We start from the raw sequence: 23550 nt of genomic DNA, 5'->3' as shown, positions 1-23550 counted from the left end.
CCAGTGCCTTAACTCAAATCAGCGCCAAAGCCTGGGCCAAATCAGCGCGCAGATCCTCGACATCCTCAACCCCCACCGACAAGCGCACCAACCCATCGCCAATCCCCAACTGCGCACGGGTTTCTGCTGGAATGCTGGCATGAGTCATGATCGCCGGATGCTCGATCAGACTTTCCACTCCGCCCAGACTCTCCGCCAAAGCAAAGATTTTAACGTTCTCAAGGAAGCGCGTAGCGCCGGCCAGGTCGGTTTTCAAATCAACGGAAATCATCCCGCCAAAGCCGCGCATTTGCCGGCGCGCCAGTTCGTGCTGCGGGTGGGACGGCAAGCCCGGATAGTAGACCCGTGACACTTGCGGTTGGCGTTCCAGCCATTGCGCCAGTTCCAGCGCGTTGCTGCAGTGACGCTCCATGCGCAGGGCGAGGGTTTTCACGCCACGCAGGGTTAGGAACGCGTCGAACGGCCCGGCGATGGCGCCGACCGAGTTTTGCAGGAAGCCCAGCCGCTCGGCCAGTTCCGGGTTCTGCCCGACGATGGCGATGCCGCCGAGCACGTCGGAGTGACCGCCGAGGTACTTGGTGGTCGAGTGCACGACGACGTCGGCGCCGAGCTCCAGCGGATGCTGGATCCATGGGCTGGCGAAGGTGTTGTCGGCCACGCAGATGATGCCGCGGGCGCGGCAGACGCGGGCGATAGCGCTGAGGTCGGTGAGGCTTAGTAAAGGGTTGCTCGGCGTTTCGACCCAGACCATCCGCGTGTCGTCCTGCAGCGAGGCTTCGAAGGCTGCGAGGTCGGTCAGGTCGACGAAGCTGAAGCGATGCCCGGCGCTGCGTTGGCGCACCTTGTCAAACAGGCGAAACGTGCCGCCGTACAAGTCGTTGCCGGAGACGATGTGCGAGCCGGCGTCGAGCAGTTCCAGCACCGTGGAAATCGCTGCCAGCCCGGAAGCGAAGGCGAACGCCTGGCTGCCGCCCTCAAGGTCGGCGACGCAACGCTCCAGGGCAAACCGCGTCGGGTTGTGCGAACGCCCATAGTCGAAGCCCTTGTGCACACCGGGGCTCTGCTGCAAGTAGGTGGAGTTGGCGTAAATCGGCGGCATCAACGCCCCGGTGGTTGGGTCCGGCACCTGCCCGGCATGGATCACGCGGGTGGCGAAGGCGCGGGGCGCACCGGTTTCATCATGCTGACTCATGCAAGGGATCTCCGTAAGTGATTGAGCAGGTCGACGCGGGTAATCAGGCCGTGGAAGCCCGAGGCGTCGGCAATGATTGCGATCAGGCCCCGGTCGAGCTCGGCTTGCAGTTCAGCCAGACTCGCGCCGGGAAGCAGGGTTTGCAGCTTGTCGGTCATGGCGCTGGCCACGGTCAGGCGAAAGTGCGAAGCGTCTTCCTGCATGCCGAGCAGAATGTCGGATTCATCGATCACACCGACCAGGCGCTTGCCGTCCACCAGCACCGGCAGTTGCGAGACATCCGCCAGACGCATGCGCTGGAAGGCCGTGAGCAGCGTGTCGTCCGGGCCAACGCTGATCACCCGGCCATCCTCGAAACGTCGGGCGATCAGGTCGCGCAGGTCGCCGTAGCGTTTGTATTTCAGCAGGCCCTGATCGTTCATCCACTGGTCGTTGTAGACCTTCGACAGGTAACGGGTACCGGTGTCGCAGACGAAACTGACGACCCGCTTCGGCTCGGTTTGCTCGCGGCAGTAACGCAGCGCCGCCGCCAGCAAAGTGCCGGTCGACGAACCGCCGAGAATGCCTTCGGCGCGCAGCAGTTGGCGCGCGTGATCGAAGCTTTCTTCATCGCTGATCGAGTAGGCGTGGCGCACACTGGAGAGGTCGGTAATCGACGGAATGAAGTCTTCGCCAATGCCTTCCACCGCCCAGGAACCAGGCTTACCGAGGGTGCCGCTGCGGCTGTATTCAGCCATCACCGAGCCCACCGGATCGGCCAGCACCATTTCCAGGTTCGGTTGCACGCGTTTAAAGAAACGGGTCAGCCCGGTCAGCGTGCCGGCCGAGCCGACACCGACGACGATGGCATCCAAATCATGCTGAGTCTGCGCCCAGATCTCCGGCGCGGTGCTGCACTCATGGGCCAGCGGGTTGGCCGGATTATTGAACTGGTCGGCAAAGAACGCGTCGGGAATTTCCTGTGCCAGCCGCGCCGCGACATCCTGGTAATACTCGGGATGACCCTTGCCGACATCCGAGCGGGTGATGTGCACTTCGGCGCCCATGGCCTTCAGGTGCAAAACCTTCTCGGTGGACATCTTGTCCGGTACCACCAACACCACCCGATAACCCTTGGCGCGGCCTACCAGCGCCAGGCCCAGACCGGTGTTGCCGGCGGTGGCCTCGACGATAGTACCGCCGGGTCGCAAGCGCCCATCGCGCTCGGCGGCGTCGATCATCGCCAGACCGATCCGGTCCTTGATCGAACCGCCGGGGTTCTGTGATTCAAGCTTGAGAAACAGCGTGCATGGCCCGGTATCAAAGCGGCTGACACGCACCAGCGGCGTATTGCCGATCAGTTCGAGCACGGCCGGGCGGGAGTTGTTTGGCATGTTGTCACCTCCTGTGAATTTACACTGGGTGGACAGCGACTGACGGCGAGTTTGCGCACGACATTCGCCTACAAGATCTCGCTACGACCATAGGCCTGGATGGCGTTAGCCGCAACTTTGTCGACATGCCCTTCATGAGTTACACCAGCCCCGAGCACGCTATGCAGAATGCCGGTCGCCTGATGAAGGCCGGCGCTGCGATGCTACTGCTGGAATGCCTGCCTAGCCCGCTGGCCGAACAGATCAGTCAAGCCGTGCGCATTCCGATCATTGGCATCGGCGCCGGACCGGGCGCACGCCCAAGTTTGTGCGTAATTTTATGTTGGGGCAGGGGAGTATTCAGTCGGCGCTGGAGGCGTATGTGGCGGCGGTGAAGGGTGGGGAATTTCCGGCGGGGGAGCATGGGTATTCGGTTTGAGGCGGCTGATGGAGGGGCAACCCTTTTGGCCCCTCCGGCTAAAGCATTTAGCTAGTTCCCGTCCGCGACCTTGCGTTCTATTGCGTCCGTTTTCTTCTTCATCTCCTCAATTTCCTGCTCTTTGGTTCTGATTGAAGAGGGCGTAAACACTTCATCTACAATTTTGGTGTCGCTATCCAGATCCTCAAGATCCCGCTCCACCACATTGACCGGTTTACCAGACGCATCGGTAGCCTGGCCGTTTGACGTTGAATCGACGTCGTTAACATCATCGTTGTTCATCGCACTTACCTCCATTGACCTAATCGTTGGATGCAGCGGTAAGGCGCGAGTTCGAGATATTTTCCGGCGGTCTTACTGGAGGTCATTGTCACTCGGTAAAACCAGCGCTCCATTCAGCCATTCCTGGTTCATCGTCTGCGCATCCCCCAGGTAATCAAGCAACCAGGCCATGGCCGGCGACAGCTTGCTCTGGTTCCACGCCACGCAGGACGGACTGGCGGCGAAGGGCCGTTGCAGGTTCAGGGCCACCAGTTCGCCTTGTTCGATGAGCGGTCGCACCAAGTGCGCCGGTGCCATGCCCACGCACAAACCTTCGCGCAGACAATCCAGGGCCGAGGCCCAGTTCGGCACCACCAGCCGACGCTGATTGTTCAGCGACCAGGTGTCGCGTTTGGGCAGGTGGCGTGAAGTGTCGTTCATACACAGCGCAGGGTAGGGGCGCAATTGATCGTCATCCAGCGCACCGTTCAACGCCGCCAATGGATGCCGGGCGCTGGCCACGCACAACCAGTCCAACAGGCCCATGTCGCGGAAGCTGTAATGGCTGGCCACCGGCACGGCACTGGGGCGCCGATCACGATGTCGGTGCGCTCATCGGCGAGGGCGTCCCACACGCCGTTAAACACCTCGTACCCGAGCAGCAACTCCACGTCGGGAAACTGCTTATAAAAATCCAACACCAGTTGCCGGCAACGCTCTTGTTTGACGATCGCATCGACCGCCACTTTCAACTGACCGCTCCAACCGTTGGCCACTTGCTGGCACAGACGCCGGGTGTCGAGCATGGTTTTCATCACCCCGCGAGCCTGCTCGATAAAGAGCTTGCCGGCCGCAGTCAGCTCGACATCGCGATGCCGCCGCACAAACAGCGGCACCGCCAGCCATTGTTCCAGTTGGCGCACGGTGTAGCTGACCGCCGAAGGTACGCGATGCAGTTCCTGAGCCGCCGCACTGAAACTGCCGTGCCGGGCCACGGCGTCGACCACATCCAGGGAATATTCAGACCACATTCAGTTGCCTTCAAAAATATTGATAAGAGCGTCCAATTATTAACGCTTCACACGAAATACTCAGCTCCCATAATGGCACGCTGCTAACAAATTATTTGATTGAAGATTCAGTTAGGGCGTTGATGAAAAATTCTTTTGGTTTCTCGGGTTACCTGGTTGGGCTGAGCGTGCTCGGCTATCTGGGCATGGACATGTATTTACCGGCGTGCTCGGCGCCCTCGGCGGCGAGCTGCAATTGTCGGCCGGCGCGGTCGGGGCGAGTTTGAGCATCTTCCTCGCCGGGTTTGCCGTCGGGCAATTGTTGTGGGGGCCGCTGTCGGATCGCATCGGCCGCAAACCGGTGTTGTTGATGGGCCTGAGCCTGTTTGCGCTGGGCTGCCTGGGGATGTTCTGGGTCGAAACCGCCGCGCAACTCTGGACGTTGCGCTTTATCCAGGCCATCGGCGTGTGTTCGGCGGCAGTCAGTTGGCAAGCGCTGGTGATCGACCGCTACCCGGCGCAGCAAGCCAATCGCCTGTTCGCCGCGATCATCCCGCTGATGTCCCTGTCACCCGCACTCGCGCCACTGCTGGGCGCGCTGCTGCTCAACCACTGGGGCTGGCAGGCAATTTTTGCCGTGCTGGTCGGCATCAGCGTCGCTTTGCTGGTGCCCACCGCGCTGCTCAAAGCCACACCGAAACGCCTGACAGCCAACGGCGAACGCCCTCGCATCAGTTTCGGACAACTCCTCAAATCCACGCCATTCAGCGGCAACGTCTTGATCTACGCCGCCTGCTCGGCCAGCTTCTTCGCCTGGCTCACCGCTTCCCCCTTCATCCTCGGCGGCATGGGCTACAGCCCCAGCGACATCGGCCTGAGCTACGCACTTCCAACCGTGGGATTCCTGATCGGCGGCTTCAGTTGCCGCAGCCTGCTGCAACGGATCAGCGGCAAAACCATGCTGCCGTGGCTGATCCTCGCCTATTGCATCAGCATGGTCGGGTTGTACCTGGTGGCAACACTGACCACGCCGACCCTGACCACACTGCTGATCCCTTTCTGCCTGCTGGGCCTGGTCAACGGCGCCAGTTTCCCGATCATCGTCACGAACGCACTGATGCCATTTCCGGAAAACTCCGGCAAAGCGGCGGCTTTGCAAAACGCGCTGCAACTGGGGATGTGTTTTGGCGCCAGTTTGCTGGTGTCGTCGTGGGTTGAGCGACCACTGGAGATTGCGGTAATGGTGATGGTGGGAACGGTGCCGTTGGCGGTGTTGGGGTATTGGATTCAGCGGAGTAAGCAGGTCGAGGTAGAGCGGTTTGGACCGGTTAAAAGCTAAATCAACTTATGTCGCATCCCCCGGAGCTGCCGAAGGCTCGGGCCGCGTTCGGACGATCTTTTGATCTTCGACGCCCAACCAAACACCAAATGACTACCGAGTTACCACAGGCATAAAAAAACCCGGCTGATAAGGCTAATGCCGGTTAGTTAAGCGATAGAGCGGGCGATGAATAACCTGTGGCGCGGGAGCAAGCTCCCTCGCCACAGGTTCAGTGTCACGCTTAACTGACTGGCAAAAAGTGGACTGATTTTATTTAAGGCAAGAAAAAGCCCGGCTTGTCAGGCCGGGCTCTTGTTTGAGGACTGCTTTAGAGACATTCATTCATGCGGTGCGGTTTTGGATCAGGCGATCGGAACCACCTTCAGCAACGCGTTTTTCCAGAAGACGATCCGAACCGCCTTCGGCAACGCGACTCTGGATCAGACGATCCGAACCACCTTCAGCGACGCGTTTTTCGATCAGACGATCCGAGCCACCTTCAGCAACGCGATTCTGGATCAAACGATCAGAACCACCTTCAGCCACACGTTTTTCGATCAGACGATCCGAGCCACCTTCAGCAACACGATTCTGGATCAAACGGTCGGAACCACCTTCAGCAACGCGTTTTTCGATCAGACGATCCGAGCCACCTTCAGCAACACGATTCTGAATCAAACGATCCGAACCACCCTCAGCCACACGGCTTTCAATCAGGCGATCCGAACCACCTTCAGCGACAACTGGCTGAGTAGAGGTAGCGGCAAAAGCGTTAACTGCAAAAACCGAGAAAGCGATGCTGAGAAGGGTTTGGCGTTTCATGATCGTGTGCTCCGGGTGTTGTTAGTTGGGTATGGAGCGGATGTTACGCCGAGGATTTTTATGAGAACTTCATTGACGTGATGGTGACTATCGACGTTGGCGATGGCTGCGCAAAGTGCGCCAACCGCCTAAGCTTGCTCAACTTGCCAGCCAAAGGATATGCAATGCTTATTGTCTTCAGCGGCCTTCCGGGTACCGGAAAAACGACGATCGCGAGAGATCTTGTGACCAGAATCGGCGCCCTGTATCTGCGGATCGATACGATTGAGCAGGCGATCCGAGAGGCTGGAGTTCTGGCACGAGACGTGGGGTGCAGCGGTTATAGGGTTGCTAACGAGCTTGCCCTGAGCAATCTTCGCTTGGGTAACGCGGTCGTTGTGGACGGTGTTAACCCGGTAGACGAAAGCCGAAAGGCGTGGAGTGAAATAGCCACGCGTGCGGGTGTTCCATTAGTGAATATCCAAGTCGTTTGCTCTGATAAGCATGAGCATCGACGACGGGTAGAGACCAGGAAGATTGATATTCCAGGGCTGACTCCGCCCACTTGGCAGTCGGTATTGGATCATGATTATGAAACGTGGGATGACGCGCCATTTGAGATAGACACCGCCATTACATCGCCGGCGGAGGCCGTGGCAACGATCACCCGGCAATTTTTATCCGAGGTATAGCGTTAGCCAAACGCAAACAAAGCAAGGTGTAATCGGCAACGCCTGGACGCGAAGTCACTGACAGAAGGTGTTCCTCCCTGGAAGTCACTCCCCGTGATACCGCTCGGCTGTGTCAGCACTTCAAGCAGAGGACAGCACTGATGACGTTTTGCACCTTGATACTGGATGCGCCTGGCCCACCGTTGCTCTTTGAGGAAATCGACCGATTCCTTGAGTACGATCTGGCAATTACCCTGAACCTTCACTACTTCGCCGACCCGGACAGCATCATCGGCCACTACGGTGATCGTCTGCGCTATGCCCACATCAACTGCCACGATAAACCGGCATTGATTGCCGCCATCCAGCAGAACGGTGGCTACAGCGTATTGAAGACCCGATTGAACATCCCACTCGATGACGAACTGATACAGGCCGCCGCGTCGCGCACCCTGGCCAATCCTTTACGCGCAATCGCGCAGGCGGGAGTAGGGGTCAACCACATCGATCTGCAAGCGGCCAAGCGATGGGGTGTTGCGGTGCTCAATACCCCCGGTTCCAACGCTGTGGCTGTCGCCGAATATGTCCTGGCCCAAACACTGTTTTTGTCCCGAGACCTCAATCAATACAACACCGAAACCCACAGCGGCCATTGGTCAAAAGGCAGCCTGCCACCCACTGCGCAAATTGCCGAGCTGACCCTGGGATTGGTAGGCACCGGTTGTATTGCCCAAACCGTGGCGCGCAAGGCCCAGGCACTGGGCATGAAAGTGATTGCCACCGGGTCCGAGCGTTTCACCGAGCAACGTGCTCGCGACCTTGGCCTGGACCGGCGGGCAACCCTGGAGCAACTATTGGACGAGGCTGACGTGGTGTCCATTCACACCCCGTTAACTCCGCAGACCCGGGGCCTATTCGGCAGCGCCGCTTTTGCCCGAATGCGGCCCGGCTCGATCCTGATCAACACCGCCCGAGGTGGAATCATCGACGAGGATCAACTGGCGACTTACATGACCCGGTTTCCGGGACACCTCAAAGCCGTTGCCATCGATACGTTCGCCCGGGAAAAAGACCAGTTCAACTCGCCCTTGGTGGGTATTGCCAACGCGATACTGACGCCCCATATCGCCGGCAACACCCGCGCGGCGATTAGTCAGGCATCAAGGCAAATTGCTCGACAAGATCCAGGCCTTCGGCAGTGGCGATATCGTGCAGGACTAATCCCTCGATATCTCAACCCTCTTGCGGCCAACGATCTTCAATTTCAAACCAAGACGCTTTCGACGATACACAGGTGTGCCTCTGATTTACCGCGTGGAACGACGTATCAAGCGTACCAATGGCAATTGAAATCCAATCCGCAAATGCGCCATTGGAATCAGACCAGAACAGCGAAGTGCCGCAATTCGAACAGAACTGCCGGGTGACGCCGGCCGACGATTGATAGCGCCTGAGCGCATCTACGCGGCTCGCGATGGAAACGGCTGAGCGGGGAGCGCTGGCATACGTCGCGAACGCGGCGCCATGGGCCTTTCGGCATTTGACGCAATGGCAGTGCGACACGGCTTTCAGTTGAACCGAAACCTCATACGTCACGGCGCCGCAGAGGCAACTTCCTTGATGAAATTCATCCATGTTCATCGGTTACTCAAATAAAAAGAAGGGGAGAGGCAAGACCCGCAATGCTACGACGATCACGGGCACAAAAAAACGGGCGCCATCAAGGCGCCCGTTTCCATTTACCCCTTAACCTGCGCCCGCAAGCGCCGGCCGATCACATCCATCAAATCACAACCGTCGCGCAACGGAATGACCAACAACTTGGAAAAGTCCGCCAGCACCACCGTGTCGCAACCGAGCTTGGCGCGGTAGGCGATGTTCTCCAGCACCTGCGTGACGGAACGGATGCGGTAGTCGGCCATGGCTTGCAGGACGTCGAGTGGAGCTTGGGTGTCGATGACTAGGGAGGGCGGGATCAGGTCGATTCCGGTTAGGGGCATGTATCTTTCCATAGGGTGAAACTCCGAATCAGATTAAAGGGACTGATCCGATCAGCAGGTCGCCAAACCTGGTCGCTTTTTGGGGGACGGGGTGACTATAGGTTTTTTCTTCTCGCGGAAGATAGGGGCAGTTTCCGAGGTTGCTGTAGGACTGATATTGAAAAGAGGTAAGGTGCTGAAGGGTATTTAGACCAAAATATGCAGGGTCGTAAGTTCGCTTTCGACCCAAAGCTGCCTTTTGCGAAAGGCACCTATCGGCCAAAATCAGTCACTCCGGTTCTCTACGAAACAGTGGCAATTCAGTCACCGGCAGAATTTGAAAACTGTAGGCTGCGAGTTTAGAGGCTATATATAAAATCGAAGAGAATCAGTTGTCACGAGTGCGAACCCGCCTCCTAGTATTGCAAAAGGCCCGATCAAGGGCCGGGGGGCAGCGTTCTTTTCCTTTATCCGCGAAACGCCTAGAGGCTACGTGCGCAATCAACTCTGCCGAATCGGTCAACAGCCTCGTGAACTTGACCAGCGAACTGCTTGAGGTTAAGTAAATCAGTAATCCCCACCGCAACAGGGATTGCGCCATAAAGGCAGTAGTAAAGCGAAGCAGCTATCTCTTCAGGCGCCCCCGCACCAACCTTATAACTCCAAAACTTCCTATCTTCTTGTGGTTCAATGAAATGATCCAGAGATGAGGCTGAGACATGCCCAGCGTTGTCAGAAAGCACCTGATAAGTGTGGTAGGCAGCCTTCAAAGGACCTAACGCCGCTACCGCTTTCGGACTCATGAGGCTCAGTGACTTCTCAAGCTGACCTATCGCCGCCTGCAACGCCTTCCGAGACTTGGGGTCAGTGCTATGAGTGAAGAGAGTCTGGTAACGGTTTCGCCGGCTTTTCAAATGGTCATCCCGAAGCATTTGCATAAACGTGACCCTATCACCGTCCATCGCAGCCACGGCGAGACTCACTTCAATTACCGATCGTGCCATCGCGCGGCATTCGACATACATGCCCCGCTCTGCCATCAAGAGTGCTCCCTGATAGAAACCTGCCGCCCGCATAAGTAGGCGTACCAATACCGCCCCCTCGTCCATCGAGCTTGTATGCACAGTATTTAGCGCCTCTTGGGCGATTGCCATGATGAGGTGGTTAACATCTTTCGCTAGAGCAAACAGCTCTTCGTTGGCCTGCAATATGGCAGGCACAGCTTCATCTACTTCAGAGCTGAGAAAACCCGCTAGGGAAGCTCCCATTGCATACGCTATTCCTCTTTTCCGTGATTATTTATCTTTATAGCCAACCTGGTTCATTTGTGTCTGCTTCATCACGAACACCGAGATTACTCCAGCAAGGTGATTGACGAGCTGGGCAAGATCTGATGCGGGAGGGACGTAGCCGTCATTTTTTCCATGGGACGAGCTCTTGAAGTTGCGAGTTTCACCGATGGCTTTGCTCATAGATACGGCACCTTGCAGCATCTCGGCAGTAGCGGAATCGATAGTTGAATTAGCCTTCAGCACATGCAGGGTTTTTCTCATCAACTTTTCGATGGTAAGTGTTTCGTACTCTGAAGCACCAAGGGCTTTAAGGCAGCCTTTCAAGACAGTTTCGACGTGTGAGCAGCTACGAGTAATGGATTCTTCAGGATCGATCAGAATTGAATTACGAGCCTTCAACCACGAGTCAAGTAGAGACGGACTTTTCCCAAAAAACTCATCAAGATCGCTATCTGTTTCGGCCTTTTCAACCGTTACGAATTGGGATAATAACTTGTTCACCACGGCAGTGGATTCGTATTCATCATCGAGATTTTTGAGGATGTCAGCGACAAGCGAATCGAGCACCTTCTGATCGCTCAACCGACGCTGCCACTCAGGACCAACAGCTTCAAGCTCATGCTGTTGCCATTGGGTTTCACCCCACGATTGAGGCTCATTTTTGGAAATGACGATTAGCTGATTTCCACTGAAATACAGGTAGCCTTCAGTGTGAGCAATAGGATCACCATCTGAATCAGTGAAGTGCTCAAAGACCACAGACACACTATTCCCCCCACATCCAAGCCCATTGACTAAATCTACCAATTTCTTCTCAAAGGACTTCAAACCTTCGAGCAGCAAACGATGCTCGCTCCTTACTTTCGCTGATCGAACTGCCAGTTTCGAAATACCATCGCTATTCATTGTTCTTTTCCTTCTTACTTCGCCGTGTACTCTCCACGGACGACCACTTAGATGTAGCCTTTTATAACTTGCTTGTGAACTTTTTAAAAATCGAGACGCAGGATCAAAGCCCGATAACTTTATTCCAGTCAGCTATATACATGTAAATTCGTTGGAATTCACTAGGTAGCAGCATGCGATTATGGGCTATAAAGTTTCTTGATTTTTCCAATTCGTCCATTCTCTGCTTCAACCAGTGTTGTGAAGGCATTAGGGCTTCAAAATAACTCCATTTTTCTAGAATAATTGAGGATAACTGCCCAAAATCAACGAATCCTAGGATGTCTGACTTTTCTCCTTCTAGCCAAGAATCGGTAAGTGCAGTATTTTGCCTGGATGTAGCGTGCTGGCGTACTTTCGAGGGCAGTTTATCTGCCCAGTCTGACCCTTCTTTTTCTTCCAGGGTCTCACTAATCAAAGAGCGAACTTCGTTTTCAAAGCAATGCAAAATCGCATATAATCTCGCCATTTCTAACGCATTGTTTCTTCTGGAAATACCGAAAACAGAAAGGCCTTCGGATAACAGTCTTTCTTCTGCATCTCCTTGATCGGCACCGACCTGTATGCCAGCCGATTGAAATTGGCTAGCTTCAGACTCAAACATGATTCCCCGGAACATAAAATCACGCAGATCTTTCTTAAGGTCAGTCAAGCAGATGCTCCTTTAGGGATTTAAAGATTGCGTTGAAAACCTCGATGTCTTTTGTCGCGGGCAGGTGGATCTGGATATTATAATGAAGTGAAGGTCGTGCAGACTTGTGTTGCTGTTCATTTTGTTGCGTCGGCTGAGAATCCGCAATCTGCACCCGGATGTTTTCCTGTGCACTGCCACCTTGATTTGTAGAGATGGATAAGTCAGCAAGCCCCAATAACGAATAAAACGTGTTTGCCATCATTTTTGCGGTGTTTGGAGAGGCATTGTGCGAGCTTTTGAATTTCCCCTCGATTAGGGCTCTATCACTTTGCGTTGGGTTGGCTTTGATATTGAATAAATCACCATAAGCATCTCTTAATGCTTCCGCCATCACACTTGCCGATTGTGCGTTGTTGCGGTAGTCGTGGTATCTGGTTGTAGGAGAGCCATCGGGAGCTAGAAATCCCAAGGACTTCAATAGAGGAATAACAGCGCGATAGTTTGATGAGGTGTATCCCCAGTCTTTCAAGTGTTGAGAAGTGAACTTATCTGGAGCACCAGCTTCCCGTATGCGGCTGAAAAGATCAGGTAATTGTCCGTACACTTGCACATAAGAGTTAGTTAGCGCCACATCAGACTCCATTCTAAAGCATTTATTATGATTTTCTCACTCGATGCTACTATTTGGCCACTGGTATGTCTATCACCCCAGTGCTACACCGACTCAGGTTCAGATCTGGATCTTATTCCTCGACGTCACCGTCTGCTTTTGGCCGAAACCAGACATTCCTAAAGCTAACCAAATCTTCGAAAATCTGAACGCATTGTCCCGACCTCCCTAGCGTAGAATTCCCCAAGCGCCAGCCCAACCCGAGACGGAGCCTCAATGCAAACCCCCACCCAACCCAACCCCCTATGGAAAACCTACCTCCTTTTCCTGGCCCCCATGGTCCTCTCCAACTTCCTCCAATCCATGTCGGGCACGATCAACAGCATCTACATCGGCCAAATGCTCGGCACCCAGGCCTTGGCGGCTGTCTCGGGTATGTTCCCAATCGTCTTCTTCTTCATCGCCCTGGTCATCGGCCTCGGCGCGGGCGCGGGGGTGCTCATTGGCCAAGCCTGGGGCGCTCGCGAGCCGCACATGGTGAAAGCCATTGCCGCCACAACCTTGCTGTTAGGCGCAATGATCGGTCTGGTCGCGGCGGTACTCGGAAGTGTGTTCGCAAGGCCGGCGTTGCAGGGCCTGGGCACACCAGCAGATGTGTTGAACGACGCGGTGTCCTACGCCCACGTGATGATGTGGATCATGCCGTCGCTGCTGGTCTACGTGCTGTTCACCCAGCTCCTGCGCGGGGTAAGCGATACCGTTTCGCCATTGATCGCGCTGGTGGTGTCGACGTGCATCGGTCTGGCGCTGACGCCCACGTTAATAAAGGGCTGGTTGGGCTTTGCGCCGATGGGCATCCAGAGTGCAGCGTTCGCGGGGTTGGCGGGCAACTTGTCGGCGATGGGGTGGTTGGCGTGGCGGTTGATTCGTAAGGGGCATCCGTTGGCGCCGGATCGGGAGATGTTTGCGGCGATGCGGTTGGACTCGGAGATTCTGGGCAAGGTGTTGCGTATCGGGTTGCCGACCGGGTTGCAGATGGTGGTGTTGTCGGCGTCGGAGTTGGTGATTCTGGCGTTGGTGAATCAGCACGGTTCGCAGGCGACGGCGGCGTATGGGGCGGTGACGCAGATTGTGAATTATGTGCAGTTTCCGGCGTTGTCGATTGCGATTACCGCATCGATTCTTGGGGCGCAGGCGATTGGGGCGGGGCGGTTGGAGCGGATTACGCCGATTTTGCGCACGGGGATTTTGATTAACGTGTGTTTGACCGGTGGGTTGGTGTTGCTGGGGTATTTGTTGTCGCACTGGTTGTTGGGGTTGTTCCTCACCGAGGACTCCACTCGGGCGATGGCTGAGCATTTGTTGCACATCATGTTGTGGAGTCTGTTGGTGTTTGGCTTCCAGGCGATTATCGGCGGGATCATGCGCGCCAGCGGTACGGTGTTGGTGCCGATGCTGATTTCGATTGTGTGCGTGGTGGGTGTGCAGTTGCCGGTGGCGTATCTGCTGGATGCGCGGTTTGGGTTGCAGGGTGTGTGGATGGCGTTTCCGGTGGCGTATTTGGGGATGCTGGCGTTGCAGACGATTTACTACAAGTTCGTTTGGCAGCATCAGAAGATTGAGCGGTTGGTGTAAGGGGCTGCGATCTTTTGATCTTAACCATGTGCGATCGGCAGAGTTTTCAAGCCATTGGGAGTTTGAATATGCGCCACCAAATACGGCTTTGAACCTGCTCCCAAAGCATGAAGACGAACCGCCCCGGAAAAATTGATCGCCGTCAGCAACGCCTGGACTTTCTCCGGATCAGGATCAAACACATCCAGCGCCACCAGCGAACACCCTTGATCAACCATAGCGCTCGCAGGATGGGGCGTTTGCGCCCATTGAATCAGCGTCGGCGCTGATCCGTTCAGCGGCAGGCTTCCGTCGGCGGGAATGGTGATCTGCCAGGACAACGTGCCTCGGGTCATCGGCTCGGCCTCACCGACGATGGCGCGGCAGGCCTCGCTCATGCCGTGGATGTCGTCAGTGCGTGCCACCCACGTCGCCAAACGTGGCGGCGTATCAACCGCCAAGTGGTCCATGCCGAACCAACGCGGCCGGCCCGGGTGTTTGGCGGTCGGGTCGATGGCAATCACTTCCAGGTAAGTCTCCGGGCCCAGGCGCAGTAGCCGGTTGTGGGTGCCCATGCGAGGATGCACGCCCCCGGGTTGAAGCTCGACGCCCAGCACGCTGGTCACGAAGGCGCAGCCGGTGTCGAGGTCGGGGGCGACGATGGCGAGGTGATCGAGGGTGCTTTTCATGGGTTGGCGCCTTCAATTTAAAACAACAGGGAAGAACCGTTCGATGCCTGGTGCAGTGTTTGTCAGTAGAACCATTTTATTCGGCGACTGCGACCCCGCAGGCGTGGTGTATACGCCGCGATTTTCATATTTTGCCGTTGAAGCCATTTATGCCGCGCTGGACCGCTGGTTGGGGGCGCCCGGCCTTAGGACGCTGATGAGTTTTGATGTACTGCCGCCGGTGCGCGCCATGTCGGTGGAGATGCTCAGGCCTTTGACCTGGGATGATGAGCTGAGCATCAAGGTCAGTGTGGCAAAGTTAGGCGTTCACTCCTTCACTTTTTTGGTCGAGGGTTATGTTCATGACGAGACGTTAGCGTTTACCGCCAATGTCACGCATGTCTGCATCTCGCCTGACACCAAAGAGGTCGTTGTCATACCGGAGCGACTGAGAGTGCTGCTTTCTTAAGTGGCGATTGGTGTCGTTCGGGGTCGCGACTGGCGATGTAGAAAGGGGCCGGCGTTTACACGTCGGCCCCTTTTTATATCTAGCAACCGTTGATCAATTTGCAAGTACTTCCGGCGACACCACCCAAACGCTGCAAGGCATTTTGTACAGCAGGTGTTCCACGGTGCTGCCCACCAATCGACTCACGCCGTGATGGCCGACCCGGCCCATGACGATCACGTCGACGCTATAGGCATCGGCATAACTGGCCAGGACCTTGGCCGGGTTACCCATGACCATGTGGCGCTGCTCCGGCGGGATGCCGTTGCGCTCTGCCAGTTCGTTGAAGGCCTCGCCCTGGGCTTCGAACAGGGACGTGGCGTTGCCTGAGGAAAAGAACGCCGAGGCATTGTTGAAGCCGAACTCATCGGAGCTGATCGAGGACAGATCGTAGGCGTAGAGCACGTCGACCTGGGCGTTGCACGCTGTTGCCAATTTCACCGCCTCGCGCAGGATCCGGTCGTTGAAGCCTTTGTATTGGCCATCACGATGGAAGGGATCGACCGCCGCGACGATCCTTCGCGGCAAGGCGTGTTGCACATGACTGACAAAATGCAGGGGCACCGGGCATTCGCGCAGCAGGTGAATATCCAGTGGGGTGAACATCAGTCGCGATAGCAGCGATTCGTGCTCCAGTGCCTTGATCAGCAAGGCCATTGGCTGCTCTTTGAGGTGAACCAGGATTTCCTGCAAAGGCCTTTCGACCCAGACCACTTCGGTGGTGACGGTCACGCCGATTTTGCGCAACGGCCGGGCTTGTTCTTCCAGCCACTGGCGATGGCGCTCGACATACCCCAGGCGCATCTGTTCCAGCGCCTGTTCGTTGACCATGCTGGCGGTCGCCAAGCCTTCCAGGTAATCGAAAGCCACAATGTGCAACGCGGCGCCTTCGGCCTTGGCCAGTGCGGCGGCCCGGTCGAACGCGGGGCTGTTTTGCATCAGGGGCGAGGCGACCAGCATGAAACGGGGTTGCTCAGACATGGAAATCTCCCTTGGGTCATCACACAGACGCTGGCCCGACATGGCCGCGAAAGGCTGTTGGCGACATCTGATAGCGATGCTGGCGCGGAACGGCGTTTCAGGCTTGATCTGTATCAAACAGGCGCGTGACGGCAGGGGGCGCCCGACGTGTGGTCGGCTGGGTGCCGCTGATTTTCTGCGCCGATTTGCGCTATTGCTGAGGTTGGCGATGTGGGCCGGCTCCTCGCTGTATTGAGGCCCTACACCGTCAGCCTATGCTCAGGCGGAGGGGCCGGTAATCAGGCTGAAACAGCAGGCGTTGCCACCGGTTCTTTTAGCCTGATACATCGCGCTGTCGGCCTGCCCGAGCAGGTCTTCCACACTGGCGCCATTGGCGGGAAGCAGGCTGATACCGACGCTGATGTGCGCGTCTATGCGGTGAGCGTCAATCACAAAGGGTTGATTGATCGCGGCGACCAGTTTGTTGCCCAAGGCCTCCACCTGGTCGGGTTGATCCATACAGGTAATCAGAATCGCGAACTCGTCTCCGCTCAAGCGCGAGACCACGTCAGACCGGCGCACGGACTGGCCCAGGCGTTCGGCCACGGCGATCAGCAGTTTGTCGCCACAGGCGTGCCCCAGCGTGTCGTTGACGGATTTGAAATGGTCCAGGTCGATAAACATCAATGCCAATGATTGCTGGTGTTTGGTGGCGTTGTTGATCGCCTGTTTGAGCAGGCTCAAGAACAGACTGCGGTTAGGCAACCCGGTCAGGGCGTCATGGAACGCCAGCTGCTGCATGGCGGCTCGCTCTTCATCCATGATCCTGAAGTTGTGCAGGATGGCGATGAAATGCGTCACCACGCCATGATGGTCGAGCACCGGGGTGATGACCTGATTGATGGTGCAGCTCCCTCCATCCTTGCGCCGCTCGACCATTTCTCCCTGCCAGGTCAGGCCCGCCAGGATCGTCATCCACAGATCTCGATAGAAGGTTGTACTTTGTCTTCCTGAAGAAAGCAGGTGCGGGGTTTTGCCGACCAGCTCCGGCTTGGTATAGCCGCTCAAGAGGCAGAACGCGTTATTGATCCAGACGATGCAACCTGTCCGCTCTGTGATCAATACCGGATTAGTCGCAGCGTCCAATGCCCTTACCAATACTTGCTGGTCATTTTCGATCATTGCACCCTCCGATACTGCCAGTGACACGGGACACTTTGATTCAGGCTAGGGGAAGGCGCAGGAGATTTGTTGATCAAAATCAACTTTAGCGTGCGCCAAGAAGATCAAAAAGGGACGCCGTACCTGATAAAGATCAAGTCGCCTCAGGCCGGAACGCTCAATCTGGAGGCCTATTCACTGCTTTGAGATGGCCGCGTGCCGAGGTACCCATGTCGCAGACTCAGCGTTTACTGTTAATCGCTCCCCCAGCCATGACCCGCACTCCGGCGTTCGACCGAGCCGCGGCATTGGCGCTCACGATGCAATTGCCGTTGCACATCGTGGCATTCGATTATTTGCAGGCTCTGGTGGTGGCCGGTCTGTTCGCCCCCGAACAAATCAACCTGGCCCGGGAAGGCTATTTGCAAACCCACCGGCAATGGCTCGCGGCGCAAGCCGGGTTGATAAGCCGACACGGGGTTGAGGTCACCAGCGAGGTGGTGTGGGTGCAGCATCCTTATGAAGAGATCCTGCATTTCGTCAACGAGATGTCGCTGGCGCTGATCATCAAGGACGCTCAGGAAGAATTCGCGTTGAAACGGGTGTTTTTTACGCCGCTGGACTGGCAGTTGCTGCGCGATTGTCCGGTGCCGGTGCATTTGGTGACGAATGCCGTTAACCCTCGGCCGCGCCATGTGTTGGCGATTGTCGATGTGCTGCGCAGCGAAGAGCAGGACACGGTCTTCAACGATCAGATTGTCGACGCTGCGGTGAAACTGGCCGAAGAATGTGTTGCCACGCTCGAACTGGTGCATGTGTATGACTGGACGGCGGTGTATGCCCAGGACATGGGCATTGGCGCATTGCCGCTGGCCACCGGGATTTATGAAGCGTTAGGTGTTGTGCAACGCGAGACGTTTGCCGCGCTGGCCGAACGGCATGGCGTACCGCCGGATCGTCGCCACTTTATCGAGGGCACGCCGCTGTTGGGTCTCTGTGATTTTGCGACTGAGCACCGGATTGACGTGATTGTCATGGGGACCGTACAACACAGCGGGTTGAACAAACTGCTGGGGACCACGGCCGAGCAGCTCTTGCATCGGGCGCCGTGCAGTGTGCTGGCGATCAAACCGGGCCAGACACTGCAATCCTGAATAGAAGGTGCATCACCCCGCGACGAACCGTTGGCCGGTACGTCGCGGGGTTACTCTTTACAGGTCAAGCCGATGGATGACCTGACAGCTGTCATCGGGATCGTTGTGCGTTTCAAAACCCAAGGCTTTGGCCAGGTCGCGCATTCGGGTATTGCTGGAGGCGTCCACCGAATACATCTGGCGAAAACCGTTGTGGCGAGCAGATTTGATCAGATGCTCCATCAGCGCGGTCCCCAGCCCCAGATGCGTCCATTCATCGGCGACGGTCACGGCGCTTTCACATTCATGTTCACCGGTGGCGGCGTAGCGGCTGATGCCGATCTCGATCAGTTGACCGTTTTCGTGGACCAGCGCGATGTAAGCCGTGCGCTGTTTGTTATCGGTGTCCATCAATTGGTTGAGCATGGCGGTGCCGGGTTCGTTGACCTGCGCGAGAAAACGCATGTGCCGGGACTCGGGAGACAGGCGCTTGATGAAGGCGTATTCACGGTCGCGGTCTTTTTCCTCCAGGGGCCGAATCAACACATGGCGGCCGTCCTTGAGCGCTTCGATCCAGTATTTACCCGTGACGGCGGCATAGGCGGCGGCGGCCCGATCATTGTGGTCTTTGACGGTGAGCATGGGGTGATCCTCCATCCGGTTTGAAAGGTTGGCGCGTGGTGATGAACCACTCGGCTCATTTCTTTCTACGCCGTTGGCGGCGCTTCAACCTGATCTGGATCAGACGGCGCGCATGACGATTGTCTGGGCATGGGGTGTTAGCGCAGGGGGCGATGACAGCCCACGACCAGTTGCTTGAGGCCTTCCATGTCCTGGATGTTGACGTTACGGCCCGCGATCTCGACCAGCCCCCGGTCCCGCAGATGTGCAATGCCCCGGCAGATGGTTTCCAGGCGCAGCCCCAGGTAGGAGCCGATTTCCTCGCGGCGCATTTTCAGCACGAAGTCCTTGGATGAGTAACCGCGCATATTCAAACGCTGCGACAGGTTCAACAAAAAGGCTGCCAGGCGCTCATCGGAGTTCATGTTGCCCAGCATCATCAGCATGTCGTGATCGCGGACGATTTCCCGGCTCAGTATTTTGTTCAGGTTGTGCTGCAGTGATGGCAACTCCTGAGCGAGTTTCTCCAGATGCGCAAAGTGGATCGGGCAGACTTCGCTATCCTCCAGGGCAAAGGCATTGCAGGCATGCAGATCGGTACTGATAGCGTCCAGGCCGAGTATTTCGCCGGGCATCTGGAACCCGGTCACCTGCTCGCGACCATCGACCGAGAGCACGCAGGTCTTGAATGAGCCGATACGCACCGCGTACAGCGAGCGCAACGGATCGCCGGCGCGGTACAAGGCTGTGCCTTTTTTCACCTTGAAACGTTGCACGATCAGCGTGTCCAGACGCTCGACCTCCGGGCCGGTAAGGCCAATTGGAAGGCACAACTCCAAAACACTGCAGGTGGAACACGCGGCCTTGAGGTATTGAATTTGAAGTGGTCGGGTTTCCGGCATGAGAAATGACGCCCGTTGGAAGTGTACCAAGCATAGGTGGCAGGCCATTGCCTGCGCATTTCATTCGGGCATTTGCCGGAGTAATAGACGAACGGGGAAAGGGGGTTATTTGTGCTTCCAGTATTTCTGCATTTCAAGAAACAGAAAGGAGGCCGTCCAACTGATCAGTACCAGACCGGTCAGGGCCTGCAAACCGGTCAGGTATTTGAGTTTGCCCACGGGTGAAATATCGCCGAAACCGATGGTTGTGTACGTGGTGAAGGAAAAGTACACGCAGTCCATGAATGAGCCATCGAAGCTGCCAATCAGGGTTCCCCATTCGCCGGAGCGCGCCATCAGGTAATAGACCAGCGCAAAGCACCAGACTTCTGTCGCGTGGGCCAGCAGGGCACCGAAGACGCCGACGACTATCCTGAAGCGACTCCAAAGCCTGAGCCGGGGCAGCCAGTCGTTCAGGCGCGACAGGCATTCGTAATGGATCACGACGACGATGATGACCACCAGCGTATTGATCAGCGTGACTGCCAGCATGGCCAACCTCCAGTGAAAGGGGGCGAGTGCCAGTCCGCGCCAAGGGGGCGAACAGGCAGCCCATTTAACCTCCGGGGAGATCGCAGGTTCCCCGGATGAACGGCTCAAGCCAGTCAGTATTTATCTACGCCTGAGCGACGCAAAAGCATTGAGTTATATCAACAATGCCGCTGTGAACCTGCGGCCGTTCGTGCGGCGACCGAAAGCCCTCATTTGTTGACAAAGATCAGAGCCCTCAATGGATATCGCCAGATACTGGAACTCGGACAGGACGCCGGGCTTGCATCCGGGCAGGTAAAGCGGTCCCAGGACGAGGTATGTGATGGTCAAACTCAAACGTATCCTATTGATTGCTCCCACCGAAATGACCCGTACTCCGGCGTTTGATCGAGCGCTGGCCCTGGCCAAAGCAACCGGTGCGTTGCTGCACATTGTGGCCTTCGATTATGTCCAGGCGTTGGCGGTGGCCGGCCTGTTTGACCACGACGCCATGGCCCAGGCACGGGAGGGCTATTTGCAGGTGCATTGGCACTGGCTGGAGCAGCAAGCCCGATTTCAACGGTGCGCGGGGTTGCAGGTGACTACGGAGGTGTTCTGGGCCAAATCAAGCCCGGCGCACGTGCTGGCGTATGTGAATGACTGGCGACCCGACCTGGTAATCAAGGACTCCCACCATGTACCGGCCCTCGACCGTGCTTTCCACCGCCCGCTGGACTGGCTGCTGCTGCGCGACTGTCCGTCTACCTTGCATCTGGTCACCGATACCAAAAATCCAAAGCCGTTGAAGATTCTCGCCGCCATCGATCTGTCCCATCTGGAGGAACTGACCCAAGGGCTCAATGACCGGATTCTCAACCTGGCTTCGACGTTGGCGACCTTATGTGGCTCGGCCTTACACGTGCTGAACGTTAGCAACTGGTCGGTAGTGGGCGAAGCGGCGATGAGTGTGCCGACACTGAGCCTGAATGCGAGTTTGAGAGACGCGGTCAACGATGCCCAGGAAGAGGCTTTTGATGTGCTTGCCGAACGCTATGGCATCGAGAAAAAGCGCCGACACTTACTGACCGGGATTCCCCACAAGGTGATCGGACATTTCGCCCAACAGCATGCCTTCGACATGGTGGTGCTGGGCGCGCACGCTCAACATGGGATCGACCGGTTCATCGGCACCACCGCCGAGAGCGTGTTGAACCGCGCGCCGTGCGGTTTGATGATCGTCAAGCCATTGCCCTGACTCGACTGAAAAGATAATACGAAGCTGCGGAGGGATGCTGTTTGTTTTTCGCCAGGCTCTACCTCGGGTTGGCTCGCTGATTCGCCTGGGTAAGCCGCTCAGTATTGAAGTCGAGCGGCAGCCCCCGCGACCGCCTATCCCCTTGTTCGCTTGTCTATCTGTTTTCTGATGTGGATCAGGTTCCCCGCCAGACCAACTCCTATTTTGAATTGCGCATTGTAAATGGCCTACCGCTAGCTAGGCTCCAGCCAGGGGATGCCACTGGCCGGCCTCTTTTCAGGGGAATTGAAATGTACGTAAAGGACAACGAAGAGTGTGGGGCGAAGGCGGTGGCTGGGTCATTTCATTTTTGGCCGTTTGGGCGAACGGGGATACTGCTGGGGTTGTTGTTTCTGGTGTTCTGTCAGTCGGCCCAGGCGTTGCCTTCCTTCGCACGTCAAACAGGGCAAAGCTGTGTTGCCTGTCATGCGGGTGGGCAGTTTCCTGAACTGACCCCTTATGGGCGCCTTTTCAAGTTGACGGGGTATACGAACGGCGTACAAACCAATCCCCTGGCCGCCATGATCGTCGGCGACTACACCGGCACGCGTAACAACAGCGACGGTGCGGGCGGCTCGATTTCACCCAAAGACAAGCAAATGCTCATTGATTACTCCAGCGTGTTTTTGGGCGGGAAGATCACTGATGTCATCGGTGGCTTTGCCCAATTCACTTACAGTTCTTATGACCACCAGGATGCCTCGGGAAACTGGGTAAGCCATCTGGGTTCGGACAACTTTGATCTGCGTTATGCCGACCGCAAGGTTGATACCTCACGTGATGTCATCTGGGGTGTCACGTTGAACAACAACCCCACGGTTCAGGATGTCTGGAACAGCACGCCTGCCTGGGGCTACCCCTATGTCAGTTCAACGTTGGGCGCATTTGGCGGCGCCCCTGCCTCGACACTGATTGAAGGCGGATTGGCACAACAGGTGGCGGGGATCGGTGCCTATGTTTATTTGAACAAATCGCTCTATTTGGAGCTGACCTCCTACCAGACAGCCAAAGACACGTGGTCGTTTCTAAGTCTGGGCAACAAGAAGGGCGACACCTACCATCCGTTGACTTACATGGATGGCTCAAGCCCTTACGCACGGCTGGCTTATACCTATGAGTGGGGCGCCCAAAACGTGATGGTGGGGGCCTTTGCAATGAATGCCAAAATCCTTCCCATGGATGACTCCAACAATCCGGTCTACGGCCAGGGCAGCACCGAGTACCGGGACACAGGCTTTGATGCCCAGTACCAGTACCTTCTTGATCCACATGCGTTCACTGCACAGATACGCTATGTGAAAGAAGAGATCAGAGACCACACCCAGACACTCTACGACGGCCCCGCGTCCCTGCGATCATTCAAAGTGAAAGGCAGTTATGTGTACCTTGCCAAGTATGGTGCGAGCCTGGCCTATAGCAATGTCAATGGCAGCTCGGATGCAACGGCGTATGCGGACAGTGCCAACTTTTCACCCGATACGCAGATGTGGACGCCCGAAGTTTTCTGGTTGCCGATGCAGAACCTGAGGGTCGGACTGCAATACAACTATTTCACCCGCTATCTGGGCGCATCCAACAACTATGACGGCAACGGCCGTAATGCCAGCGACAACGACACCACTTATCTTTATATGTGGTACGCGTTTTGATCAGTTGAACGCAGGGGCGTAGA

Annotated in this window: 22 protein-coding genes and 4 pseudogenes; 9 read left to right on the top strand and 17 right to left on the bottom strand. The window is 56.6% G+C overall.

The window, feature by feature from the left end; translation table 11 throughout:
• Positions 1 to 13 precede the first annotated feature (13 nt).
• Positions 14 to 1192 (bottom strand): cystathionine gamma-synthase, encoded by a 1179-nt coding sequence (locus tag RHM58_RS29055; protein ID WP_322268893.1) that lies wholly within the window; start codon positions 1190 to 1192, stop codon positions 14 to 16.
• Positions 1189 to 2565 carry a pyridoxal-phosphate dependent enzyme gene (locus tag RHM58_RS29050; RefSeq protein WP_201256435.1) on the bottom strand — a complete coding sequence of 459 codons (1377 nt, stop codon included), beginning with the start codon at positions 2563 to 2565 and terminating at the stop codon, positions 1189 to 1191. The genes RHM58_RS29055 and RHM58_RS29050 overlap by 4 nt, the downstream gene beginning before the upstream one ends.
• A 179-nt stretch (positions 2566 to 2744) precedes the next feature.
• On the opposite strand from RHM58_RS29050, the pseudogene RHM58_RS29045 reads away from it, so the two are divergent.
• Positions 2745 to 2983: pseudogene (locus RHM58_RS29045) on the top strand (3-methyl-2-oxobutanoate hydroxymethyltransferase); the annotation flags it as partial.
• 51 nt (positions 2984 to 3034) lie between these two features.
• Here RHM58_RS29045 and RHM58_RS29040 read toward each other — a convergent pair.
• Both RHM58_RS29040 and punR read right to left on the bottom strand, forming a co-directional pair.
• Entirely contained in the window at positions 3035 to 3265 is a 231-nt protein-coding gene (locus RHM58_RS29040; RefSeq protein ID WP_201256436.1) for a hypothetical protein, read from the bottom strand.
• 72 nt (positions 3266 to 3337) lie between these two features.
• Positions 3338 to 4275, bottom strand: a pseudogene (punR, locus tag RHM58_RS29035) (DNA-binding transcriptional activator PunR).
• Positions 4276 to 4397: 122 nt separating this feature from the next.
• On the opposite strand from punR, the pseudogene punC reads away from it, so the two are divergent.
• A pseudogene (punC, locus tag RHM58_RS29030) lies at positions 4398 to 5593 on the top strand (purine nucleoside transporter PunC).
• Between the two features lie 324 nt (positions 5594 to 5917).
• On the opposite strand, the gene RHM58_RS29025 reads toward punC, so the two are convergent.
• Complete coding sequence (locus tag RHM58_RS29025; RefSeq protein ID WP_322268892.1) at positions 5918 to 6397, bottom strand: phage infection protein; 480 nt, start codon at positions 6395 to 6397, stop codon at positions 5918 to 5920.
• 164 nt (positions 6398 to 6561) lie between these two features.
• Between RHM58_RS29025 and RHM58_RS29020 the strand changes: the two genes are divergently transcribed.
• Positions 6562 to 7068, top strand: a complete 507-nt coding sequence (locus RHM58_RS29020; protein ID WP_322268891.1) for an AAA family ATPase — start codon at positions 6562 to 6564, stop codon at positions 7066 to 7068.
• A gap of 140 nt (positions 7069 to 7208) precedes the next feature.
• A pseudogene (locus RHM58_RS29015) lies at positions 7209 to 8162 on the top strand (NAD(P)-dependent oxidoreductase); the annotation flags it as partial.
• 118 nt (positions 8163 to 8280) lie between these two features.
• On the opposite strand, the gene RHM58_RS29010 reads toward RHM58_RS29015, so the two are convergent.
• The 6 genes from RHM58_RS29010 to RHM58_RS28985 all read right to left on the bottom strand — a co-directional run bounded on the left by RHM58_RS29010 (position 8281) and on the right by RHM58_RS28985 (position 12528).
• Complete coding sequence (locus tag RHM58_RS29010) at positions 8281 to 8682, bottom strand: GFA family protein (protein ID WP_322270917.1); 402 nt, start codon at positions 8680 to 8682, stop codon at positions 8281 to 8283.
• A gap of 104 nt (positions 8683 to 8786) precedes the next feature.
• The gene (locus tag RHM58_RS29005) at positions 8787 to 9059 is read right to left on the bottom strand and encodes a hypothetical protein (protein ID WP_201256441.1); all 273 of its coding nucleotides are present in this window, start codon (positions 9057 to 9059) and stop codon (positions 8787 to 8789) included.
• Between the two features lie 449 nt (positions 9060 to 9508).
• Entirely contained in the window at positions 9509 to 10294 is a 786-nt protein-coding gene (locus RHM58_RS29000; protein WP_322268890.1) for a hypothetical protein, read from the bottom strand.
• A gap of 27 nt (positions 10295 to 10321) precedes the next feature.
• Positions 10322 to 11224: an abortive infection family protein gene (locus tag RHM58_RS28995; protein ID WP_322268889.1), complete on the bottom strand. Its 903-nt coding sequence runs from the start codon at positions 11222 to 11224 to the stop codon at positions 10322 to 10324.
• A 103-nt stretch (positions 11225 to 11327) separates the two neighbouring features.
• A complete protein-coding gene (locus RHM58_RS28990; RefSeq protein WP_322268888.1) occupies positions 11328 to 11915 on the bottom strand; it encodes a Swt1 family HEPN domain-containing protein in 588 nt (195 codons plus the stop codon).
• Entirely contained in the window at positions 11908 to 12528 is a 621-nt protein-coding gene (locus RHM58_RS28985; RefSeq protein WP_322268887.1) for a DUF5343 domain-containing protein, read from the bottom strand. Before RHM58_RS28985 ends, RHM58_RS28990 begins: the two co-directional genes overlap by 8 nt.
• A gap of 255 nt (positions 12529 to 12783) precedes the next feature.
• Between RHM58_RS28985 and RHM58_RS28980 the strand changes: the two genes are divergently transcribed.
• Positions 12784 to 14142: an MATE family efflux transporter gene (locus RHM58_RS28980; protein ID WP_322268886.1), complete on the top strand. Its 1359-nt coding sequence runs from the start codon at positions 12784 to 12786 to the stop codon at positions 14140 to 14142.
• 20 nt (positions 14143 to 14162) lie between these two features.
• Here RHM58_RS28980 and RHM58_RS28975 read toward each other — a convergent pair whose 3' ends face one another.
• Positions 14163 to 14810: a VOC family protein gene (locus RHM58_RS28975; protein ID WP_322268885.1), complete on the bottom strand. Its 648-nt coding sequence runs from the start codon at positions 14808 to 14810 to the stop codon at positions 14163 to 14165.
• A 43-nt stretch (positions 14811 to 14853) separates the two neighbouring features.
• Between RHM58_RS28975 and RHM58_RS28970 the strand changes: the two genes are divergently transcribed.
• Positions 14854 to 15258 (top strand): acyl-CoA thioesterase, encoded by a 405-nt coding sequence (locus tag RHM58_RS28970; RefSeq protein WP_322270916.1) that lies wholly within the window; start codon positions 14854 to 14856, stop codon positions 15256 to 15258.
• Between the two features lie 93 nt (positions 15259 to 15351).
• Here the strand turns inward: RHM58_RS28970 and RHM58_RS28965 are convergent, their stop codons facing one another.
• Entirely contained in the window at positions 15352 to 16278 is a 927-nt protein-coding gene (locus RHM58_RS28965) for a universal stress protein (protein WP_201255553.1), read from the bottom strand.
• A 258-nt stretch (positions 16279 to 16536) separates the two neighbouring features.
• Positions 16537 to 17439: a GGDEF domain-containing protein gene (locus tag RHM58_RS28960; RefSeq protein ID WP_201255554.1), complete on the bottom strand. Its 903-nt coding sequence runs from the start codon at positions 17437 to 17439 to the stop codon at positions 16537 to 16539.
• 209 nt (positions 17440 to 17648) lie between these two features.
• On the opposite strand from RHM58_RS28960, the gene RHM58_RS28955 reads away from it, so the two are divergent.
• Entirely contained in the window at positions 17649 to 18572 is a 924-nt protein-coding gene (locus tag RHM58_RS28955) for a universal stress protein (RefSeq protein WP_322268884.1), read from the top strand.
• Between the two features lie 57 nt (positions 18573 to 18629).
• Here RHM58_RS28955 and RHM58_RS28950 read toward each other — a convergent pair whose 3' ends face one another.
• The 3 genes from RHM58_RS28950 to RHM58_RS28940 all read right to left on the bottom strand — a co-directional run bounded on the left by RHM58_RS28950 (position 18630) and on the right by RHM58_RS28940 (position 20605).
• Positions 18630 to 19193, bottom strand: coding sequence for a GNAT family N-acetyltransferase (locus RHM58_RS28950; RefSeq protein WP_201255556.1), 564 nt, complete (start codon positions 19191 to 19193; stop codon positions 18630 to 18632).
• A gap of 137 nt (positions 19194 to 19330) precedes the next feature.
• Complete coding sequence (gene fnr / locus RHM58_RS28945) at positions 19331 to 20074, bottom strand: fumarate/nitrate reduction transcriptional regulator Fnr (RefSeq protein ID WP_322268883.1); 744 nt, start codon at positions 20072 to 20074, stop codon at positions 19331 to 19333.
• A 105-nt stretch (positions 20075 to 20179) separates the two neighbouring features.
• Positions 20180 to 20605 carry a potassium channel family protein gene (locus tag RHM58_RS28940; protein ID WP_201255558.1) on the bottom strand — a complete coding sequence of 142 codons (426 nt, stop codon included), beginning with the start codon at positions 20603 to 20605 and terminating at the stop codon, positions 20180 to 20182.
• Positions 20606 to 20927: 322 nt separating this feature from the next.
• Between RHM58_RS28940 and RHM58_RS28935 the strand changes: the two genes are divergently transcribed.
• On the top strand, positions 20928 to 21839 hold the full coding sequence (locus RHM58_RS28935; RefSeq protein ID WP_322268882.1) for a universal stress protein: 912 nt from the start codon (positions 20928 to 20930) through the stop codon (positions 21837 to 21839).
• A gap of 290 nt (positions 21840 to 22129) precedes the next feature.
• Positions 22130 to 23527 carry a cytochrome C gene (locus RHM58_RS28930; protein ID WP_201255560.1) on the top strand — a complete coding sequence of 466 codons (1398 nt, stop codon included), beginning with the start codon at positions 22130 to 22132 and terminating at the stop codon, positions 23525 to 23527.
• The last annotated feature ends 23 nt before the right edge of the window (positions 23528 to 23550 follow it).

This window comes from Pseudomonas sp. 10S4, from assembly GCF_034344865.1.
Lineage (GTDB): Bacteria > Pseudomonadota > Gammaproteobacteria > Pseudomonadales > Pseudomonadaceae > Aquipseudomonas.
This window is presented reverse-complemented; position numbering and strand designations above follow the sequence as displayed.

Coding starts and splice junctions, on each gene's coding strand:
- RHM58_RS29055 (WP_322268893.1), bottom strand. CDS start 1,192: ATGAGTCAGCATGATGAAACCGGTGCGCCCCGCGCCTTCGCCACCCGC.
- RHM58_RS29050 (WP_201256435.1), bottom strand. CDS start 2,565: ATGCCAAACAACTCCCGCCCGGCCGTGCTCGAACTGATCGGCAATACG.
- RHM58_RS29040 (WP_201256436.1), bottom strand. CDS start 3,265: ATGAACAACGATGATGTTAACGACGTCGATTCAACGTCAAACGGCCAG.
- RHM58_RS29025 (WP_322268892.1), bottom strand. CDS start 6,397: ATGAAACGCCAAACCCTTCTCAGCATCGCTTTCTCGGTTTTTGCAGTT.
- RHM58_RS29020 (WP_322268891.1), top strand. CDS start 6,562: ATGCTTATTGTCTTCAGCGGCCTTCCGGGTACCGGAAAAACGACGATC.
- RHM58_RS29010 (WP_322270917.1), bottom strand. CDS start 8,682: ATGGATGAATTTCATCAAGGAAGTTGCCTCTGCGGCGCCGTGACGTAT.
- RHM58_RS29005 (WP_201256441.1), bottom strand. CDS start 9,059: ATGGAAAGATACATGCCCCTAACCGGAATCGACCTGATCCCGCCCTCC.
- RHM58_RS29000 (WP_322268890.1), bottom strand. CDS start 10,294: ATGGGAGCTTCCCTAGCGGGTTTTCTCAGCTCTGAAGTAGATGAAGCT.
- RHM58_RS28995 (WP_322268889.1), bottom strand. CDS start 11,224: ATGAATAGCGATGGTATTTCGAAACTGGCAGTTCGATCAGCGAAAGTA.
- RHM58_RS28980 (WP_322268886.1), top strand. CDS start 12,784: ATGCAAACCCCCACCCAACCCAACCCCCTATGGAAAACCTACCTCCTT.
- RHM58_RS28975 (WP_322268885.1), bottom strand. CDS start 14,810: ATGAAAAGCACCCTCGATCACCTCGCCATCGTCGCCCCCGACCTCGAC.
- RHM58_RS28970 (WP_322270916.1), top strand. CDS start 14,854: ATGCCTGGTGCAGTGTTTGTCAGTAGAACCATTTTATTCGGCGACTGC.
- RHM58_RS28965 (WP_201255553.1), bottom strand. CDS start 16,278: ATGTCTGAGCAACCCCGTTTCATGCTGGTCGCCTCGCCCCTGATGCAA.
- RHM58_RS28960 (WP_201255554.1), bottom strand. CDS start 17,439: ATGATCGAAAATGACCAGCAAGTATTGGTAAGGGCATTGGACGCTGCG.
- RHM58_RS28955 (WP_322268884.1), top strand. CDS start 17,649: ATGTCGCAGACTCAGCGTTTACTGTTAATCGCTCCCCCAGCCATGACC.
- RHM58_RS28950 (WP_201255556.1), bottom strand. CDS start 19,193: ATGCTCACCGTCAAAGACCACAATGATCGGGCCGCCGCCGCCTATGCC.
- fnr (WP_322268883.1), bottom strand. CDS start 20,074: ATGCCGGAAACCCGACCACTTCAAATTCAATACCTCAAGGCCGCGTGT.
- RHM58_RS28940 (WP_201255558.1), bottom strand. CDS start 20,605: ATGCTGGCAGTCACGCTGATCAATACGCTGGTGGTCATCATCGTCGTC.
- RHM58_RS28935 (WP_322268882.1), top strand. CDS start 20,928: ATGGTCAAACTCAAACGTATCCTATTGATTGCTCCCACCGAAATGACC.
- RHM58_RS28930 (WP_201255560.1), top strand. CDS start 22,130: ATGTACGTAAAGGACAACGAAGAGTGTGGGGCGAAGGCGGTGGCTGGG.